At 70.9% G+C, this 19,127-nt stretch carries 15 protein-coding genes; 11 read left to right on the forward strand and 4 right to left on the reverse strand.

Going from position 1 to position 19,127, the window contains the following annotated elements; translation table 11 throughout:
- Positions 1-3 precede the first annotated feature (3 nt).
- On the forward strand, positions 4-1,491 hold the full coding sequence (locus Q0967_RS04175) for a trypsin-like peptidase domain-containing protein (RefSeq protein WP_298746407.1): 1,488 nt from the start codon (positions 4-6) through the stop codon (positions 1,489-1,491).
- Between the two features lie 13 nt (positions 1,492-1,504).
- Here Q0967_RS04175 and Q0967_RS04180 read toward each other — a convergent pair whose 3' ends face one another.
- A complete protein-coding gene (locus Q0967_RS04180; RefSeq protein WP_298746405.1) occupies positions 1,505-2,602 on the reverse strand; it encodes an alpha/beta fold hydrolase in 1,098 nt (365 codons plus the stop codon).
- A 107-nt stretch (positions 2,603-2,709) separates the two neighbouring features.
- Here Q0967_RS04180 and Q0967_RS04185 point away from each other — a divergent pair, with 107 nt between their 5' ends.
- The 3 genes from Q0967_RS04185 (at position 2,710) to Q0967_RS04195 (ending at position 4,417) form a co-directional block, all read left to right on the forward strand.
- A complete protein-coding gene (locus Q0967_RS04185; RefSeq protein ID WP_298746403.1) occupies positions 2,710-3,216 on the forward strand; it encodes a helix-turn-helix transcriptional regulator in 507 nt (168 codons plus the stop codon).
- The gene (locus Q0967_RS04190) at positions 3,213-4,061 is read left to right on the forward strand and encodes a M23 family metallopeptidase (protein ID WP_298746401.1); all 849 of its coding nucleotides are present in this window, start codon (positions 3,213-3,215) and stop codon (positions 4,059-4,061) included. The genes Q0967_RS04185 and Q0967_RS04190 overlap by 4 nt, the downstream gene beginning before the upstream one ends.
- Before the next feature lie 80 nt (positions 4,062-4,141).
- Positions 4,142-4,417, forward strand: a complete 276-nt coding sequence (locus Q0967_RS04195) for a type II toxin-antitoxin system Phd/YefM family antitoxin (protein ID WP_298746398.1) — start codon at positions 4,142-4,144, stop codon at positions 4,415-4,417.
- A gap of 447 nt (positions 4,418-4,864) precedes the next feature.
- Here Q0967_RS04195 and Q0967_RS04200 read toward each other — a convergent pair whose 3' ends face one another.
- A complete protein-coding gene (locus tag Q0967_RS04200) occupies positions 4,865-6,106 on the reverse strand; it encodes a hypothetical protein (protein WP_298746396.1) in 1,242 nt (413 codons plus the stop codon).
- A 53-nt stretch (positions 6,107-6,159) separates the two neighbouring features.
- Between Q0967_RS04200 and Q0967_RS04205 the strand changes: the two genes are divergently transcribed.
- Positions 6,160-7,383 carry a DUF429 domain-containing protein gene (locus Q0967_RS04205; protein ID WP_299449176.1) on the forward strand — a complete coding sequence of 408 codons (1,224 nt, stop codon included), beginning with the start codon at positions 6,160-6,162 and terminating at the stop codon, positions 7,381-7,383.
- Positions 7,384-7,464: 81 nt separating this feature from the next.
- Positions 7,465-7,878: a hypothetical protein gene (locus Q0967_RS04210; protein WP_299449178.1), complete on the forward strand. Its 414-nt coding sequence runs from the start codon at positions 7,465-7,467 to the stop codon at positions 7,876-7,878.
- An 82-nt stretch (positions 7,879-7,960) separates the two neighbouring features.
- Here Q0967_RS04210 and Q0967_RS04215 read toward each other — a convergent pair whose 3' ends face one another.
- Entirely contained in the window at positions 7,961-8,653 is a 693-nt protein-coding gene (locus Q0967_RS04215; RefSeq protein WP_299449181.1) for a GntR family transcriptional regulator, read from the reverse strand.
- A 160-nt stretch (positions 8,654-8,813) separates the two neighbouring features.
- Between Q0967_RS04215 and Q0967_RS04220 the strand changes: the two genes are divergently transcribed.
- The 3 genes from Q0967_RS04220 to Q0967_RS04230 are packed head-to-tail and all read left to right on the forward strand — an operon-like array spanning position 8,814 to position 11,544.
- The gene (locus Q0967_RS04220) at positions 8,814-9,767 is read left to right on the forward strand and encodes a VOC family protein (RefSeq protein ID WP_299449184.1); all 954 of its coding nucleotides are present in this window, start codon (positions 8,814-8,816) and stop codon (positions 9,765-9,767) included.
- Positions 9,764-10,447 carry an alpha/beta hydrolase gene (locus Q0967_RS04225; protein WP_299449187.1) on the forward strand — a complete coding sequence of 228 codons (684 nt, stop codon included), beginning with the start codon at positions 9,764-9,766 and terminating at the stop codon, positions 10,445-10,447. The genes Q0967_RS04220 and Q0967_RS04225 overlap by 4 nt, the downstream gene beginning before the upstream one ends.
- A gap of 35 nt (positions 10,448-10,482) precedes the next feature.
- Positions 10,483-11,544: a maleylacetate reductase gene (locus tag Q0967_RS04230; RefSeq protein ID WP_299449190.1), complete on the forward strand. Its 1,062-nt coding sequence runs from the start codon at positions 10,483-10,485 to the stop codon at positions 11,542-11,544.
- 335 nt (positions 11,545-11,879) lie between these two features.
- On the opposite strand, the gene Q0967_RS04235 is transcribed toward Q0967_RS04230, so the two are convergent.
- On the reverse strand, positions 11,880-14,654 hold the full coding sequence (locus tag Q0967_RS04235) for a DEAD/DEAH box helicase (protein WP_299449193.1): 2,775 nt from the start codon (positions 14,652-14,654) through the stop codon (positions 11,880-11,882).
- Between the two features lie 58 nt (positions 14,655-14,712).
- On the opposite strand from Q0967_RS04235, the gene Q0967_RS04240 reads away from it, so the two are divergent.
- Both Q0967_RS04240 and Q0967_RS04245 read left to right on the forward strand, forming a co-directional pair.
- A complete protein-coding gene (locus Q0967_RS04240) occupies positions 14,713-15,720 on the forward strand; it encodes a hypothetical protein (RefSeq protein ID WP_299449196.1) in 1,008 nt (335 codons plus the stop codon).
- Positions 15,717-18,806, forward strand: coding sequence for an AAA family ATPase (locus Q0967_RS04245; protein WP_299449199.1), 3,090 nt, complete (start codon positions 15,717-15,719; stop codon positions 18,804-18,806). The genes Q0967_RS04240 and Q0967_RS04245 overlap by 4 nt, the downstream gene beginning before the upstream one ends.
- Positions 18,807-19,127 lie beyond the last annotated feature (321 nt).

Here is a 19,127-nt window from a genome sequence, read left to right on the forward strand (position 1 = left end):
CGCGTGAATCCTCTCCTCCTCGTCGCGCTGGGGGCGGTCCTCGCCGTCGTCCTCGGGCTGGGCGGGGTCTATCTCGGCATGACGCTGCGGGGGGACGCCACCGCAGCACCACCCGAGACCGAGCCCGTGGCCGTCGCGACGCCCGACCCGGTGGTCGCCACGGCGGAGCCGGCCTCGGACTCCCTCAGCACCGACGAGCTCGCCGACCGGTACGCACCAGCCGTCTTCAAGGTCGAGGTCGAGGGGTGCAGCATGAGCGGATCCGGCTCGGCCTGGGTCCTCGACGAGCACCACCTGGTCACCAACTGGCACGTCGTCAGCATCGACCCGACACCCGAGCTGGTGAGCCGCGACGGCCAGACCAGAATGACGGGCACCGTCATCGGCGGCCGGACCGAGCCCGACATCGCCGTCATCGAGGTCGACGAGCCGATCCGCGCGGCTGCCCTCGACTGGGCCGACACCGGCGACCTCCGAGAGGGCGAGGAGATCGTCTCCCTGGGCTACCCCGCTCCCGCCGGCGACTTCTCGGTCACCCCGTCGACCATCCTCAGCTTCCAGATGGACGGGGCCACCCGCGAGGCGATCCGGGGCGACGGCGCCCTCGACCACGGCAACTCCGGCGGCCCCGCCCTGACCGCGGACGGTGAGGTCGCCGGGGTCGCGACGGTCATGGTGCGCGAGGCCAACCAGCTGCAGATGGTGCCGCTGCTCTTCACCGCGGACGCGCTGCGGTCCACGGTGCAGGACGTCATCGACGACCCGACGACCGTGGAGGAGTCCTGCGACGAGCAGTTCGCCGAGCTCCCGGACGAGTGGGGGGACGACTTCGAGGACTGGTCGGCCAGTGGCCCGGACGCCTACGGCGACGACGCCACCCTGGACGCCCTGTGGGACTCGTGCGCGGCGGGGGACCTGGAGGCGTGCGACTCGCTGTGGTGGGACTCGCCGATCGGCTCGGGGTATGAGGCGTTCGCCGCCACGTGCGGCGGCACCAGTGAGGCCTCGCACGGGACCTGCGTCTCGGATGCCGAGTGGGCTGCCCAGGAGGCCGCGTGGGAGGCCGAGCGGGCCCAGGACGAGGCCGACCGGGCCGCCGAGGACGCGGCAGAGCAGGCCGCCGAGGAGCAGGCCCAGGCAGAGCAGGAGGCCGCGCTCGCCAGCCTGCTCTCCGCCTGCGAGGCGGGCGACATGCAGGCCTGCGACGACCTCTACTGGGAGTCGCCGGCGGGCAGCGAGGCCGAGGCCACAGGCGGGGACTGCGGCGGTCACTTCGCGGACTACTGGGGCTCCTGCGTCGACCGGGAGGCCGAGGCCGGCGAGATCACGACGCTGGTCGGGTCGTGCGAGGCAGGTGACATGCAGGCGTGCGACGACCTCTACTGGCAGTCACCGTCCGGGAGCGAGGCCGAGGCGATCGCGGAGGACTGCGGCGGCCGCTACCCCGGCGAGGGTGGCTCGTGCGTCTGGGCCGAGGAGGAGGACGAGTGAGCCGCCAGCCGCGTCAGACCTCGGCGCTGAGCAGCTCGGAGAGGTGGCCGTCGAGCTCGGCGAGGTAGGACTCCTCGAACCCGAAGAGCCCGAAGTGCCCGGCGACCGAGTGCAGGGTGCGCAGCTCGCTGCCGGGGACCAGCTCCTGCTCCCGGGCGCAGTCGCGCGGCGGGAAGAACATGTCCTCGTCGATGGGCAGCACGAAGGTCTTGGCAGTGATCCGCCCGAGCGCGGCCGCCAGGTCCCCTCCGGTATGCCGCGCGACGTCTCCGCGCTGCCACTTCCACGCCATACTCAGCAGGGCGTTCGGGTCCATCGCGGCGAACGTCGGCCGCAGGAACCGGTCGCGGAACTCCTCGAACGTGTCCCACGTGACGTCCGGCAGCTCGATCCCGCGCCAGAACTCCGAGCGCCAGAACTCGGTGGACAGGCCCACCACCGCCCAGATGTCTGCGTGCCTGCGGAGTCCCTCGCCCACGTCGGCGGGCGAGGCGTAGTCGCCGCCGTTCCACCCCGGGTCGGAGGTGATGGCGTCGATGAGGGTCTGGCTGAAGAGGAAGTCGTGCGGGGTGTTCTGCGCGGTGCCCGCGATCATCGCCGCGCGCTGCACCTTGTCCGGGAAGCGGACCGCCCACTCCCAGGTCTGCTGGGCCCCCATCGACCCGCCCACGACGAGCGCCAGCCGCTCGATGCCGAACGTCTCGCGCAGCAGCTGCCCCTGGGCGCGGACGTCGTCACCGATGCGCACGTGCGGGAAGCCCGCCATCGCGATCTCGCCCTCCACGGTGTGCGGAGAGGTCGACAGGCCGTTGCCGATCTGGTTGACGACGACGATGAAGTAGCGGGAGGGGTCCAGCGCCCGCCCCTCCCCGATGTAGGTCAGGTCCCAGGTCTGGTGCGTGCCGGAGAACCAGGTCGGGATGAGGATCGCGTTGTCCTTGGCCTCGCTGAGCTCGCCGTAGGTGGCGACGGCGAGCTGGAGGTCCGGTATGACGCCGCCCTCCTCGAGCTCGAACCTCCCCAGGCTGTGGAGCTCGTAGGCGCCCTGCACCTCGGGTGTGTAGAAGGGGTTGTCGATCGGCATGGCGGACTCCTCGTCGAGTGCGGTCACGGTGGTCGTGAGCCTAGTCCTCCGGCGCGGCTCCGTGGGAGACATCTCGGGCGTGAGGAGCAAGAGTTCACGATTTTACGCAATATCGTCATCATGGACAACGAACGATGGTCGGCCTTGGAGGAGCGGGTGGCCGCGCTGGAGCGGGTCGTGACGCGGGGCGCCGGAGCGGAGGCCTCACCGCCGCCCACCGCCGGCGAGCTGACCTCGACCCCGCGGTCTTCTGGGCCCTGCTCGGCCTGGAGGCGCGCGCCGCCGACCCGGGCGCGGTGATGGTCGTCGGCTCCGTCACCACCCCGTCCGGTCAGACCGCGCGGTGGCAGCTCGGCGCGGGCACCGACGACCTGCTGGCCGATGAGTGGGACGGAGTCGCCGAGCGGCTCGCCGCGCTCGGGCACCCGGTCCGCCTGCGCCTCCTGCGGCACGTCCTGCACGGCCGCAGCACCGCCCGCGAGCTGACCGAGGTGGAGGGCATCGGCACCAGGGGGCAGGTCTACCACCACCTGCGCCAGCTGACCGCCGCCGGCTGGCTGCGGAACCGGGGCAGCCACTACGAGGTGCCGGTCGAGTCCGTCGTCCCGCTGCTCACGACCGTCCTCGGAGGTCGCCGGTGAGACGGGCCGTCGCGTCGTCGATGACGTGGTGGGTCCGGCTGTTCGTCGTCTCCCTGCTGGCCGTGATCGTCCTGGACCTGCCGGCATGGGCGTTCCTGCTGCCGCCCGCGTTCTACGCCGTGAGCCTGGTCCGCCCGCCGCCTCCGCAGGACCCGGAACCGCGGTGGCTGTCCGCGCCGGTCCGGGGCCGGTGGGTCGGGCTCAACAGCCCCGCCGACAAGGTGCCCAGCCACGGGGTCCGGGCGTACGGGCAGGCCTACGCGATCGACATCCTCCACCCCGAGCCGGGCGACGCACCGCGCTCGCTGGGCTGGAGACACGGGCTGCGGGACCCGGAGACCTTCTCCTGCTTCGGTGAGCCGGTGTATGCCGTCGCGCCCGGCACCGTCGTGCGCGCCACCGACCGTCTCCGGGACCAGCCCTCGCGAAGCAGTTGGCCGGCGGTCGTCTGGATGCTCGTCGTCGAGGGCCTGCTGCGGGAGCTGGCCGGCCCCCGTTTCATCCTGGGCAACCACCTCGTGCTCGACCACGGCGACGGGACGTTCACGGCCTACGCCCACCTGCGCCGCGGCTCGATCCTGGTGTCTCCGGGTGACCGGGTCGAGACCGGTCAGGAGCTGGCCGCCGTCGGCAACACCGGGAACACCTCCGAACCGCACCTGCACGTGCAGCTCATGGACCGTGCCCGCGTCACGGCGGCGGCAGGGCTGCCCTTCCGCTGGCGAGGAATCGACATCGAGGCCGGCGCTGGGTCGGCGGCGCAGGACGACGATGCCGTCGAGGTGGTCGACGGGCTGCCGGCAGCAGGACAGACCTTCACCGCTGCCCCGCCTCCCGGACGGTGATCTGCCCCCGGTGATCAACTCGGCGCACGGGCTACCGAAAGTGCTACCGTTGTACCCCATCATTGGGGACGGAGAGCGTTGTGCCAGAGCAGTCCATCGGCATCCGCGAGTTCAAGCAGAATGCCTCGGCGGCGGTCTCCCGGGCAGCCGCCGGGGAGGCGTTGGTGGTCACCGACCACGGTCGGCCGGTCGCCCGGCTGGTGCCTTTCGGCGCGAACCGCACCTCTGAGCTCGTGAACGCGGGACTCGCCCGCCCGCCTCGGGCGGATCTGGCGGACCTCCCTCGGCCGGAGGGCACGTCCACCACCGCGGTGTCGAAGGCTCTCGCCCATGACCGTGAGGACCGGCGGTACTGATGGCCTGGTACCTCTACACCTCGGGACTCGTGAAGCTTGTCGCCCCGAAGCCCGAGCCCGAGGCGCTTCGTGGGTGGCTCGGGTCCCGTCCTGAGTCGCTCGCGACCTCCGACCTCGCACGCACCGAGTTCCGGCGCGCGCGGCCGAGGTGGCGCCGCTGGCGCGCCAGGTCCTCGACACCCTGACGGCCGTCCGGTTGGGTCGGCCGTCTTCGAGGAAGCCGCCCGCCCCGAGCCACCAGCGCTTCGCTCGCTGGACGCGCTGCACCTTGCGGCGGCGCTGATGCTCGAGGACGATCTGCTCGGCGTAGTGACCTACGACGACCGGCTCGCGGAGGCGAGTCGCCATCTCGGGTTCCCCACCTTCGCGCCCGGCGGCTGAAGATCACTCCACGTCGTCCACAAGGGCTTTGACCGGCGATCCCCGGTTCGCCCTCGTACGCCGCGATCAGGGCTGGTCGTCGTCTGCCCCGAGCCCGCGCTTCTCCTCGATCTTGCGCGCCCGTCGGAGCACGCGATCGTCTCGGAACTTCCCGACGCGCTGACCGGCACCCTTCGCCCTACCCACGGCGCTGGCACCCGCGCCACCGACGGCGGTCGAGGTCTCGTCGAAGAGCCCGCGCGCGGCCCGTCGCCAGGGCGTCGACGCCACTTCGATCCCAGCGACCTGCAGGTCCGCGTGCTGGGCGAAGGTCGCGACGTGGGTGGTGATCGCACCGGCGCGTCGCGCGACCCGCGGCGCGCTCAGCGGGTTGACGACGGTCGAGAGGTTCGACAGCGCAGCGGACTCGGACACCGAGGCCGCAATGTCCCGCAACGCCTGCTCGATGCGCCTGACTCGATCGGCTCGGGCGATCTCGATGCCCTGCCGGTGGCTGTCGACCTGCTCAGGACCCTCGTCGAAGACCCGGGCGAGCTCGAGGACGTACTGCCGGTCCTGCAGCGCGATACACCGCGCCAGCACGCCCAGCCAGAACTGAGCGTCGTCCGCCGCCTCCCCCAGCACCTTGGCAGCCTGGTCGGCATCGCCCGCGCTCCGGGCCACCTCCTCGGCCAGAGCCGCCAGCTCGGCGATCGCCTCGTGCTGCATGGTCGCCAGCGCAAGCGAGTTGCTCTGGACCTTCGACCACGTGGTCGACGACACCCTGCCGGTCTGCTCGAAGATGCTCGCCGCCTCGTCGATCACGGCGGTCACGCCGCCGAGCTGGCCCAGCGTCTGCGTCTTGCGCTGCTTGAGCAGCTTGTCCAGCTTGGCGTCGATGATCTCGAGGTATGCCGTGATGTCGTCGAGGGCCGCCTCTATCGCGTACTGGGCCGCCAGGCCGCCCAGAACGGCTGACGCGGTGGGTGTCGCGAGGGCCCCTGCAGACAGCGGGTCGAGCTTGAGGTGCTGGAGGATCTTTCCCGTGTCACCCCGCAGGACTCCAGAGGCGACTTTGCCTACTCCCCCAGCCTTCTTGACGGCTTCGGCTGACTCTGCCGTGAGTTTGACCCACCTGCCACTGTTGGCCATGGCGTCGCCTGCCGCCACTCCGACATAGCCGGCGACTCGCGCCACCTGTTGCGGCGAGATCTTCTTCACTGGTGTGAGGGAATGGTCCTCGATCTGGACGAGTGCGTCCTCGTCACCGAAGAGCAGAAGGCCATCCTGCGTCTCGAATACCTGGACCGTCGCCCCATCGCCCGCCATGCGGCCGATAGTACCGATGGTCTGGGCGCCACCATTCTTGACACAATCTCCAGATGTTCGTAGGAATCGACCTGGCATGGAACGACCGGGCGCGTACCGGGCTCGCCGCACTGGATGACGACGGCCGCCTCGTGGCGTCGGCCTCCGTGAGGAGCAACACGGAGATCGACACCTGGCTCGACAGGCATACCTCCGATCTCCCCGACGTCGTTGCTGTGGACGCGCCGCTCATCGTCACCAACCCGGACGGGCAGCGACCCTGCGAACGCATGATCACCGCGGCTTTCGGGCGCTACGACGCGGGCTGCCACGCCAGCAACCTGAGCAAGCCCTACTTCGATCCCCCGCGGGCACAGCTGTTGGCGGACCGCAGGGGGTGGAATCCCGATCCCGGATCGAACGGGCCCGGCGTCTGCTTGGAGGTCTACCCCCACCCGGCGATGGTCGGACTCTTCCACCTCGGACGAATCCTGCCCTACAAAGGAAAGGGTGGTCGCACCGTCGAGGTGAGACGGGCGGCGACCCTGGAGCTGTTGGACCGGATGGAAGGTCTCGACCAGTTGGAGGTGGTCGAGAACGAACGGTGGCTGCAGCTCAGAAGGACAGCAGACGAAGCCTCGCGCCCCATGCATCTGGATGGCATCGAGGACGAGATCGATGCCATCTTCTGCGCCTACCTCGCCTGGTCGTGGCGCCACCGTCGCGAGGATCTCGAGGTGTATGGCGACACCACCTCGGGCTACATCGTCGCCCCTCCCCCTCCGACGCACCCGACGACTCCTCGTGTCCCTCGCCCAGCGCCACGTGCGTCAGGTGATGCCGACCACCTCAGCCACGTGAGCGTGAGCTTCTCTGTCTCAGGGCAACCCGCGACCTTCGCCACGGCAGGCGAGCGGGCGTGGCGGGACCTGGTGGAGCTGGCGGCAGTCGAGGCCATGGGTGGGCGCCCGACTCTGCGGGGCCGGCTGAGCGTGCACGTCGACTTCGTCACCGCCCAGCGACACGGCAAGCACCCGGGCTGGGACCTCGACAACCTCATCAAGCCGACCATCGACGCCCTCACCCCCGTCATCGGACCGCGCGAGGGCCAGTGGACGCACGCGCAGCCTGACGACGAACGAGTCGACGAGATCATCGCCAGGAAGCGACCGGCGGAGGCTGACGAGCAACCAGGAGCGCGAATCGTCGTCTCGGAGATGGCCGCGCACATGTCCGGCACGACAGGACATTCACCGGCGATGTCATGGGCAGGCTCCGGGGCGACGACACCTCGATGAGCGTGGGGCGTCTTGCCAGTGCTCGTTGCCGTTCTTCTGGTCTACTGCTCTCGCACACCACCGATGACTTGGGGGGACTCAGTGACCGAGCCGACCGCCAGCACCACGCGAACCTGCGATGCGTGCAGGACCGAGCAGACGACGGATGACCATGGCGGCATCGCCATTCACCACACCGAATCGGGCGAGCCGTGCCCGGCGGGTATGAAGTGGGGCTCCGCGGCACCCGCCGCAGGGCTCATCGGCTGGGGCCTGGGACTCCTCCTCGCGGCGGCTCTGCCCTTCGTCCTGGGGTTTCGCGGGATGATGAACGCGTCGATGTACTCGGACGGCAGCGCGTCCGTGTGGTTCGTCGTGTCCGCGGTCATGAACATCGTCGGCATCATCGTCCTATGCATCGGCACCTACCGCCTGGCGCGAAAGGCCGACGTCGCCTTTCTCATCACCCAGCGCCGCTACATGGGCATCACGGAGAACAGCCGCGAGATGGATTGAGACGAGATGCGTTGAGGCGGGCGAGGACCCCACTCACGGCATGGTCAGGCGCTCAGCAGTCAGCCAGGCGCCCCGCCAGGCTTCAGTCGGCCCGCGGCAGGGTGCGCAGCGTGGCGGCAGCGGCGAAGGCCAGGTGCTCGCGCATCAGCGTCGCTGCCCGCGGACCGTCGCACTCGATGATCGCCTGGGTCACCGCCCGCAGCTCGCGCACCGCCGTCGCGCCGCGACCGGACTCGGACAGGCTGGAGACGCAGAGGACCCGCACCCGCGCCTGGACCACGCCCAGCTCCTCGCGCAGCACGGAGCTCCCCGCACCGGCGAAGAGAGCCTCGTAGAAGTCGTCGCGGACCCGCATCACCTCGGAGGCCGCCAGCCCGTCCTCGACCGCCGCATCGAGCGCGTCGAGGGCCTCCTGCAGCCGCTGGACGTCCGCCACCCCGGCGCGCTCGACGAAGGTCTCGACGAGCAGCCCCTCGATCGCCGCGCGCAGCCGGTAGAGGTCCCTCGCCTCGCCGCTGTCGATGGCCCGCACCACGGCCCCGCGCCGTGGCTGGATCTGGACGAGCCCCTCGGCAGCCAGCTGGCGGAGCGTCTCGCGCACGGTCGCCCGGGACACCTCGAACCGGTCGATGAGCTCGCGCTCGATGAGGCGCTGCCCGGGCGCCAGCTGATGGTCGAGGATCTGCCGGCTCAGCTCCTGGTGGACCCGCTCCGACCGGGACGCCGGCGCAGCGTCGGTCGCACCAGTCTCCCGGTATGTCGTCGCTGCAGTCATGCGACCGAGCCTAGCGCCCAACACCCGGCGATGTGGTCACAAAGCGGACAAGACCTGCATACTTCGCACCTATTGTCCGACAAGACGACGAGTGCTAGCGTCCGAAGACCGACGATCGGGTCGGTCACCGCTCTGGGTGCGCATCAAAGGAGATTCGCCCATGACGTACATCAACGGCTCCCACCACGTCACGCTCTCGGTCGCCGGCGCCCAGGAGGACGTCGACTTCCACACCAGGATCCTCGGCCTGCGCTTCATCAAGAAGACCGTGCTGTACGACGGGTCCAAGCCCGTCTACCACCTCTACTACTCCAACGCGAACGGCGACCCGTCCTCGGTGATCACGACGTTCCCGTGGGCGCAGGCCAACCTCTACGGCAGCCGCGGCACCAACCAGGCCCGTGAGGTGCTGCTCGCGGTGCCCCACGGCTCGCTCGACTGGTGGTCCAAGCGGCTCGCCGACCACGACGTGGACAGCACCTCCGTCGAGGTCTTCGGCGCTCGCCGGCTCGCCTTCGCGCACCCGTCCGGCATCGAGTACCAGCTCGTCGAGAGCGACGACGACCCCCGCGTCGGCCACCAGGCCCACGGGGTGACCCGCGAGCACGCGGTCCACGGCATCCACGGCATCGGGATCCACGTCTACGACCAGGACCGCTCGGTCGACTTCGGCCAGGAGGCGTTCTTCCTCGCCGGCGACGTCGAGGAGGAGGGCGACCTGGCCCGGTTCCGGGTCGGCGACGCCAAGCACGGCAACTGGGTCGAGCTGCGCGGCAACCGCACCGACGACCAGGGCACCTGGCGGTTCGGCGCGGGCACCTACCACCACTTCGCCTGGAACCTCGGCGACCTGGAGAACCAGGAGCAGGTCAAGTTCGACATCGAGGGCGCCGGCTACACCGACATCTCCGAGCTGAAGGACCGCACCTACTTCAAGTCCCACTACGTCCGCATGCCCGGTGGCGCCCTCTTCGAGCTGGCCGTCACCCACAGCGAGGGTGGGTGGGACTGCGACGAGTCCCCCGAGGAGCTCGGCCAGGCCTTCATGCTGCCGCCCCAGTTCGAGTCCGAGCGCAGCCACATCATGGGCCAGCTCGAACCGATCGAGGTGTGACCAGCTCCGGGGCTCCGGCACGACCGCAAGGCGGCGAGAACCCGCACCTCGCCGCGGGCGCGGAGTGCTGGGGCGAGGAGGACGCGCCGGTCGCGGTGCTCGCGGTGCACGGACGCACCCAGTCCCCCGCCGACATGCGCGCTCTCGCCGAGCGGCTGGACGTCGAGGGTCTGCGCTGGCTCGCGCCGGCGGCAGCCGGGCGGAGCTGGTATCCCTACGGCTTCATGGAGGACCGGCCGGACGACGACCCGTGGCTCGCCTGGTCGCTCGAGGCGGTCGACGAGCATGTGGGTCGCCTCGCGGCCGCGGGGTGGCCGCCGGAAAGGGTGGTGCTGCTCGGGTTTTCCCAGGGCGCCTGCCTGCTCGCGCACTGGGCGCTCCTGCACCCCAGGCGGTATGCCGGCCTCGTCGTCCTCACCGGTGGTTACGTCAGGTCCGAGCGCGAGGAGGTGTCGTTCGCGGGTGACTTCGACGGCACGCCGGCCCTGCTGGCCGGGTGCGAGGACGACCCCTGGGTGCCCCGCACCCGGATGGCGCAGACGGAGGACCAACTGCGAGGTATGGGCGCCCACCTCACCTCGCTCGTCGAGCCGGGCGCCGAGCACGAGGTCAGCGCGACGGCGAGCGAGCTCACCGCCCGGTTGCTGCGGCATACCGTGAGCACGACCGGACACCGATGACCGCGCCGCCGGTGCGGGACGAGGGAGAGGATCGTATGGAGATCAGGTTCGACCACACCACGCTGGGGCAACGCGTGCTCTTCGGCACCGGGGCGGCCGGGGCGAACATCGCCGCGGCCCTGCGTGACCTGGGGGTCTCCCGCCCGCTGCTCGTGGGAGGGGGTCACGCAAGCGAGGTCGTGGACCAGGTCTCCGCGGAGTTCGCCGTTGCGGGCCACATCGGCGAGGTCGTGCAGCACGTGCCGGCGGAGCGGGCACGGGAGGCGAACGCGCTGGCGCAGGACGTGGGTGCGGACTCGGTCGTCGCCATCGGCGGCGGCTCGGCCACCGGGCTCGCCAAGATCGTCGCCCGGGACACCGGGGTGCCGGTCGTCGCGGTGCCCACCACCTTCTCGGGGTCGGAGGCGACCGACATCTGGGGGATGACCGAGGACGAGCGCAAGACCACCGGGGCCGACCTCCGCGTGCTGCCGAGGGTCGTGGTCTACGACGCGACGCTGACCCAGGGTCTGCCGACCGACCTCGCGGTCCACTCCGGCCTCAACGCCCTGGCCCACGCCGTGGACAGCCTGTGGGCCCCGCGCGCCGACCCCATCAACCGGGCCATGGCCGGCGAGGGGATGCGCGCGCTGGTCCCGGGGCTGCGCGGCCTCCGGGCTAACACGTCGGATGTGCGCGCTCATGAGCAGGTGCTCTACGGCACCTACCTCTCGGGGGTGGCCCTCGCCTCGGCGGGCGCCGGGATGCACCACAAGATCTGCCACGTCCTGGGCGGGACGTTCAACCTGCCCCATGCCCCGACCCATGCGGTAATGCTGCCGTACGTCGCGGCCTACAACGCCGATGCGGACCGGGACTCCGACGCCCGCATCGCCGAGGCCCTCGGGACCGCCCACGCCGCAGCGGGGTTGTGGGATCTCGCCCGAGTGGTGGGTGCGCCCGCCTCGCTCGGTGAGATCGGCTTCACCGAGGACGACGTCGACCTGGCGGCCGAGCTGGCGACAGCGGCGATCCCGGACTCGAACCCTCGGTCGGTGAGTCGGGAGAGGGTGGCGTCGCTCCTCCGGGCTGCGCTGTGGGGTGACGACGTCCGGTGACGACGTGACCGTCAAGTCTTGACTGCAACGCGGTCGGCCGGGTGACCTGCTCCGCCGCCCAACTTCGTCCATAGGACAACCTACGAGACACCACCCGTAGACCCCTCGCAGGGTGCCCTCCAGCCGTCCTCAGGCGGACGGCCCTACGCCACAATCCTCCGTAATTCTACGGCCGGCGAGACGATCGTGGCTCACGGGTGGGCCCGAATCAGCCGCCGGACCTCCTAGGGGGTCGGTCATCAAGACATGCGGGGTCTGCCCCATTCCGGGCCGGTTCAACACCAAAGGCCGCCAAGGTGGTCATGCCGCCGATGCCGCCGCTGAGCGCGGGGCCCCTAAGCTTCGGTAACGAAGTCCACGTGAGGCCCTCTCTCCACCGCGAGATCGAATCCCTCTCCCTGCTTTCCGCGGACCACGATTCCCTCAAGGCTCAGTTCCTCAGCCAACTCTGACAGGCGACCACTATGGTCCGACACCTCCGCCTCGCTACCCGTCCCACGGACGGCCACGACGGCGACGGTCTGCGGACCAACCGCCCCGGCCACCTCGGCCAGCTCCATGGCCCAGGCACGGTCCGCCGACCCGTCCGGCGTCAGTTCCAGGGCAGCCCCCACCGCCACCTCTTCCCGGCCACCATCTCGTTCGACCCGCCACGTCCTGGGGTAGCCGACCTCCGTCGTGGTCAGCAGGAGGTAGTCGGCCGCGGCCGTCGGGTCAACCAGGGTCACCCCGTCCACCATCACCTCAGCGAGGTCTTGCAACACCCAGCGCGTCAGCGCCGTCAGCAGTGGATGGCCCGGCGCGAGGAACTGGCTGGCCCCCACCTCGTCGTCCAGCCCGTCACGCTGCAGATGCAAACGGCGGTAGTGCCGCTCCACCCCCGGAGCCTCAGCCAGCACCGCCGGCACGTAGGGCACCGACCAGACGCCCTCACCCACCTCGTGCACCTCCGCCCCGTAGCGCCGCAGCGCCCGCCGGGCGAACTCCGGCACTGTCGAGACCTGCGGGTCAAACTTTCGGGCCCAGGCCAGCTGCCGCTGGATCAGCTCCAGGTCCTCCTGGGTGAACTCGGTCGTGCTGGCTGTGCGTCGCTGCACCTCCTCCGCCAGACCACGGTCCAGCCGGTCCGACAGCACGCCCAGCCCGTCACCGCCCGAGATGCCCCGCACCGCCTGCGTGAGGATCCGGCTCAGATCTGCTCCGGACAGCACGTCGCCCAGCACGTCGAAGACCCGGTCCCCCAGAGCGTCCCGCTGCACCTGCAGCTTGTCCAGCAGGGTCTCGAAGACAGCACCCTCACGGGTGTCGGCCGCGACGAGGTTCCATAGGTGGCAGGTGCGCTCCTGCCCGATCCGATGGATTCGGCCGAACCGCTGCTCGAGCCGGTTGGGGTTCCAGGGGATGTCGTAGTTCACCATCAAATTAGCAACTTGCAGGTTGACACCCTCCCCGGCGGCATCGGTCGCCAGAAGCACCGAGCAGCCCGGGTCATGAGTGAAGTCGTGCTGCGCCTGTCGGCGATCGTGCCGGGACGTCAACCCGCTGATGACCGCCACTCGCTCCCGCGGCCGAAGGATCTCCCCTAAGCGCTCCTCCAAGTAGTCCAGCGTGTCGCGATGCTCAGTGAAGACGATGATCTTGCGCCGGAAGCCGCGCTCGTCGGTCATGTCCGGACTGGTGAGCAGGCCCGCGAGGGCGTCCCACTTGCGGTCGACGCCCTCCTGTCGCACCTGCCGCGCCCTGGCCACGAGCCGCTCGAGCACCAGGATCTCCCCTTGCAGCTCGGCCGGGGTCCGGGCCGACGTCGCATCCGAGCGCGCGTCGTCGTCGACATCGTCCTCCTCGTCTCGATCCCCCACAGCCACAGGACCGCCCTCCAGCGATGCCGCCAGGAGGCGACGCAGGTCCTCCTCGGCCTCCTGGGCTAGCTCCAGCTGTGTGCGGAGCAGGTCGAGCCGCCGCTCCAACGAGCGCAGGATCGCCTCGGGCGAGGAGGCCAGGCGCCGCTGCAGCACCATCATCGCGAAGCCCACGTGCCTGCGAACCGTGTCGTCCATCACCTTGTTCATCTCGTCGGCGACGTACTCGGTCACCGCGTCGTAAAGCATCCGCTCCGGGCCAGCCATGGTGTAGGTGAGCGTGGAGGCCACACGGGGTGGGAACAGCGGGCTCCCGTCGGCGTGGACGAGCTGCTCCTTCACCAGGCGGCGCACCGGGGCCTGCTCGAGCACCGGGCGGTCAGGGTCCAGCTCGACCTCCAGCAGGCGCATGAAGTGCTGGAAGTCCGAGGCCTTACCGTTGTGCGGCGTCGCGGTGAGCAGCAGCAGGTGCTCAGCCGCCGCCGCCAGATCTTGTCCCAACTGGTAGCGCTTGCTGAAGAACGTCTTTGACCCCCAGTCCCGGGCGCTCATCTTGTGTGCCTCGTCAACGACCACGACGTCGAACCCGGTCGTGAGCACCGCTTCCCGCAGGTCGACGTTGCGCGCCAGCTGGTCCACCCGGGCCACGACCAGTGGCCCCGCCGGGGCCACCGTCGGCCGGGCGGGGTCGCCGCGGTCGAGGTGCTCCATCCCCAGCTCGACGAAGGCGAGGCCGAACTTGGTCCACATCTCCTCAACCCACTGCTCGGTCAGGCTCCCCGGCGCGACGATCAGTACCCGTCCGGCCCGCTGCAGGGCGAGCGTCTCCTTCAGATAGAGCCCGGTCATGATCGTCTTGCCCGCCCCGGGGTCGTCGGCCAGGAGGAAGCGGAGCTGCTCGTGCGGGAGCATCTCCTGGTAGACGGCCTGCACCTGGTGCGGCAGCGGCGCGATGTTGGAGGAGCTGACTGCGAGCAGGCGGCCCTCGTGAGGCGCGGCGGTCAGCGTTAGTGCCAGCAGCCCCAGCTGGACGTCCGGCCACGATGCGCCAAAGGTTGCCGACAGCCGGGCCGGTGCGACGGCGGCAGCCTGCTCACGGTTGAGGAAGGCGCTGCCCAGCTCCCCCGACCCGCGCTGGTAAGAGACGAGGGCCGACTCCCCGGCGTGGCGCACCGTCAACACGCGGACGGTCTCGCCGTCGACGACCCCCTCGACAAGCGCCCCTGGCACGAGTCCTTGCTGGTCAGCCACGTCTCATCCTGTACGGTCCGGGTACGACAAAGTGACCCTATCCGGACAGGGAGACACAATGACCGTGCGCCTGCTCGCCGTCTCCGGGCTGAACCTCGACCGCGCGTGGCCCGACGAGGCTCCTGACGTGGGGAAGGCCCTCCGCGACACGAGCGCCGGTCTGCTGCTCGAGCTCGTCCAACGCACCCTCGACCTGCAGGTCGACGCGCTCGCCGTCCTGGGCGGCCTCTGGGATCCGAGCACCGTGCGCAGCTCCACGGTCGACGACGTGGGCGCGGTGCTCGAGGCGGTGCCGGTCCCCGTGGTCGTGCTCCCGGACGCCAGCGAGGCCGAGACGGGCTTTCGACTGCACACACTCACCACCTGGCCCGGGTCCGTTCACTGGGTCGGCGGGGACGCCCCCGTGGAGGTCGAGGCCGGGACCGGTCGGGTGGTGGGCCAAGGACCACTGGGGTATGCCGTGCCTCTCCTTGACGACGCCCTGGCCCTGCTCACCACCCGGGCCGCCGGCGAATCGGCCTCCTGCCCCATGGTCCGCCCCTCGGCCGACCGGTCCGGCCAGCCCCACCCCGAGGAGCAGCCCAACCACCCTGCAAATGTGGTGGAGGTGCCGCCCCTCGTGGCGGGGTCAGGCGCCGGCCGGCCCGTCGCCTGCGTCGTCACCCTCGACGCCGATGCCGACGCCCGCGTGGAGCGGGTTGAGCTCTCGCCGGATCTCGGCACCGTCCGCACCCTGGACGTCGGGGAGCACGCCGACGTCGCGTCCCTGAGGGCCGCCCTCGACGAGCGGCTCGCCGCCAGCGCTCCGCTCGACCGAGTAGTGGTCGCGGGCCGTGTGGGTCCTCGGGTGCTTGTCCCTCCTGCCTTGTGCTGGGAGCCGTCTCGTACGGACGTCACCGTAGTCTGGCGCGACCTGGAGCACGTCTTCCCCGAAGCACCGACCGAGCGCACCGTCCAGGCCGAGCTCATCCGCCGGCTCGCCGGGCCCGGGCCCGACCTGTCCCGCCGCCACCAGGCACTGGCGCTGGGTCTGGCCTCCCTAAACTCCGACGAGGCGACGGCATGAAATTCGACAGCATCACCGCCGACGCCTTCGGCCCGTTCAAGGGGGCAGAGCTCGAGGTGGGCCCGGGACTCACCGTCGTGCACGGGTTGAACGAGAGCGGCAAGTCCTCGTGGGCCGCCGCGCTCTACGCCAGCCTTGCCGGGCGCCGACGGTCCCGGGGCCGCGGCACCAAGGAGGACGCGCAGTTCCGTGCCCGCCACAAGCCGTGGAACGGCACGCGCTGGCAGGTGACGGCGAAGATCACCACCGACGACGGGGCACGCCTGGCCGTGGCCCAGAACCTGCAGCAGGGCAGCACCCGGGTCATCGACCTGGAGACCTCTCGGACGCTCACGCCCCGTGAGCTGCAGGAGCGGTTCGACATCCCCCCGTCCACGGGCGACGACATCGATGTCGGCCAGCTGTTCGGCCTGTCCCGGGGCACGCTGCGCGCCACGACGTTCGTGCCGCAGGCGGAGGTCCTGCGGGTGCTCGAGCAGGCGGACGAGCTGCAGCAGTTCCTCCAGCGCGCCGCGTCCAGCCAGACGGTCGACGTCACCGCTCACCAGGTCATCGAACGCCTTCGGGACGAGCTGTCCACGAGGGTCGGCAGTCTTAGCATCGGTCAGCGGCCCCTGCGTGCGACCACGTCCCAGCTGCAGGTCGCCTCGGAGGAGGCCTACCGGTTGCGGACCGCCCGTGACGAGCTGAGGCAGGTGGCTGCCGAGCTGGCCCGGCAGCTCGAGGACGAGGGTCGCGCACGGGCAGAGCTGACTGCGCTGGAGACCCTGGAGGGCTGGGCCGAGCTGGACGCGCTGGAGAACCGGGCGGCCCGCGTCGGAGCGTTCGAGAACGAGTTGGCGGAGTTGGGCACGGTGCCCGACGCCGCGCCTCCGGAGCTGCGCGAGCGGGTGCACGCTGCGCGAACGGCATACCTGACCTTGGGCGAGGTGCCACCGGCGCCCGAGGGGCCGGGCACGTCCGAGTTCGAGCAGCAGCTGGCAAAGCTGCCCCACGCCCCCACGGGCGACACCACTCCGGACCCCCAGGTGCGGCAGCTGTGGGAGAGCCTGCGGCAGGGAGTGTCCGCCCTTGACTCCCAGACGGACGCGGGGACGGAGGGGGACGAGGTGAAGGTGCCCGACGCCGGCAGCGACGAGCTGCGTCGCTATGCCGACCGCCTGCGAATCCCCCGCCCCGCGTGGGATCCCGCCGATGACGAGCAGGAGGCGCGGCTGCGGGACGAGCACGAGGGGGCCCGGAGCAGGTATGCAGTGGAACTGCGGACCTGGACCGAAATTTCGGAGGGCTACGAACGGGCGATGGCGGACTACCGGCAAGCCCGGGCGGACTACGAGGAGCGGCTGAAGGACTACCAGGCCCGGCTGGAGTCGCACCGGGAGGAGGCGGCCGCCTGGGAGAGTGCCCAGCGAACCCGGGCCGAACTGCGGGCCCAGGAGCGGTCCGCCCGCGGCGGGGGCACCTGGCAGCTGGTCGTGGGAGCGCTGCTGACGCTCCTCGGACTGGTCGTACTCGTGGTCGAGCCCGTCACGGGTGTTGTGCTGCTCGTGCTGGGCCTGGCCCTTGTCGGCTGGGGCTTCGTGGTGCGTGCGAAGGGGCGTCGGGCCCCCACTTCCGAGCGCCCGGAGCCCGAGACGGAGCGGCCGACGCCGCCCTCCCCGCCCGACCCGCCGAACCCGCCGGAGATGACGCACCCCGGCCCCCGCCCGGGCGAACCGCTGCTGCCGCCGCGGGTGGACGACATCGTGGCCCGGCGCGCACGCTGGACCGATCAGGCCGCGGCCTTCGACGCCGCGCGTGAGGAGCTCCTCGGCGAGCTGCGGACGCGCGGGCTGCCTGTCGACCCCGAGGAGCTACAAGGCCTCGGCCGGGGGGTCGACGAGCGCGAAGGGGCACGACGGGCCGCCGAGGAGCGCCGGCTTTCGGCCGATGCGCTCCGGCAGCGCGTCGAGCAGACGGCCGGCCGGCTGCTCGCCGCCCTCGGCGAGCGCGGTGAGGAGGTTTCCCGGGTGGCAGGTCCCGAGGCCGCGGACCATGCTTACCGACGCTACGAGCAGGGCTGCCAGGAGCGTGCCGCGCTCGCCCGCGAGGCAGGACGCCGGGTGGACCTCGAGAGTGCCCTCGCCGCGAGGCGGTCGGAGGAGGCGGCGCACCAAGCGGCGGTCGCCCGCCGCGAGACCACCCGCTCCGCGCTCCTGGCCCTGTTTGCAGAGCTGGGCCAGGACCACGGTGAGGACCCCGATGGGGCCGCCGCCCAGCTGGGCGGCTGGCTCGCGCGGCAGCAGGACGCCGACCAGGGACTCGCGCGCAGGGACCGGATGCAGTCCCTCCGGGACCAGCTCCTGGACGGGGGGACCCTGGACGAACTGACGACCGGGGCCGACGAGCTGCGCACCCGGCTGGGACGACGGCCAGAGCGCCCCGTCCCGCCCGACCTGGACCAGGCGCTGGCGGAGGCCGGCCGGCGCGTCGAGGACGCCGCCACCCGACGGGCCACCACCGAGGGCCGACTCCGGACGCTCCGCAGCGAGGAGCAGGATCTGGCGTCCGCGCTCGAACAGGAGGCCCGCCGGCGGCGTGAACTCGCCTCGGTGGAGGAGCTGAAGGCCACCCTCGAGCTGGCTGTCGAGCACCTCGACGCCGCGCAGGGCGAGACTCACCGCAGCCTGGCCCCGGTGCTGGAGTCCGCGATGCGCCCCCGAATCCCCTTGGTTACCGGTGGGCGCTACCGCGACGCCCGCGTCGACCCTGAGGAGCTGACCGTCGAGCTGCAGGAACGGACGGGGTCCTGGCGCAACGCCACCTACCTCTCCCAGGGCACGACCGAGCAGACCTACCTCCTCCTGCGGCTTGCGCTCGTGGAGCACCTGGACACCCGCGAGACGATGCCGCTGGTCCTCGACGACGTCACCGTGCAGTGCGACCGCAACCGGACGGTGGCGCTGTTGGACCTGCTGGCCGACGTCGCACGCGAGCGTCAGGTCATCCTGTTCTCGCAGGAGTCCGGGGTGCTGGAGTGGGCTCAGGTGCGGCTTGACGAGGGGGCCGGGGACCGACTCGTCGCTCTCAATGCTTCGGCATCGTGACACGCCAGTCCACCGTCCCGTCTTGCCGCGGTCTGTGTACGGTGCCTTGAGACACTGAAGGAGGGGCCAGTGACGGCACGCCGTGACCTGGACGGCCTACGGGCACCTGGTCGCTCCAAACTTTCACGGTCGTCGTCGCGGGGCTGTGGACTACCACACTCCGCCGACTTGCGGAGCAGCTCGCCGCACCTCAGTGCGCGTACGCAGGACGAGCTGAACCGGACCGTACAGCGAGCCGCTGTGGTCGTCGGTGTCCTTGGCCTCGCCTGCTCGCGGCCCCACTCTTGTCGAGCCGAGCCTCCAGCTGTTTCTCTGGTCCAC

Origin of the sequence: uncultured Serinicoccus sp. (assembly GCF_947500995.1) — a bacterium.
GTDB lineage: Bacteria > Actinomycetota > Actinomycetes > Actinomycetales > Dermatophilaceae > Ornithinicoccus.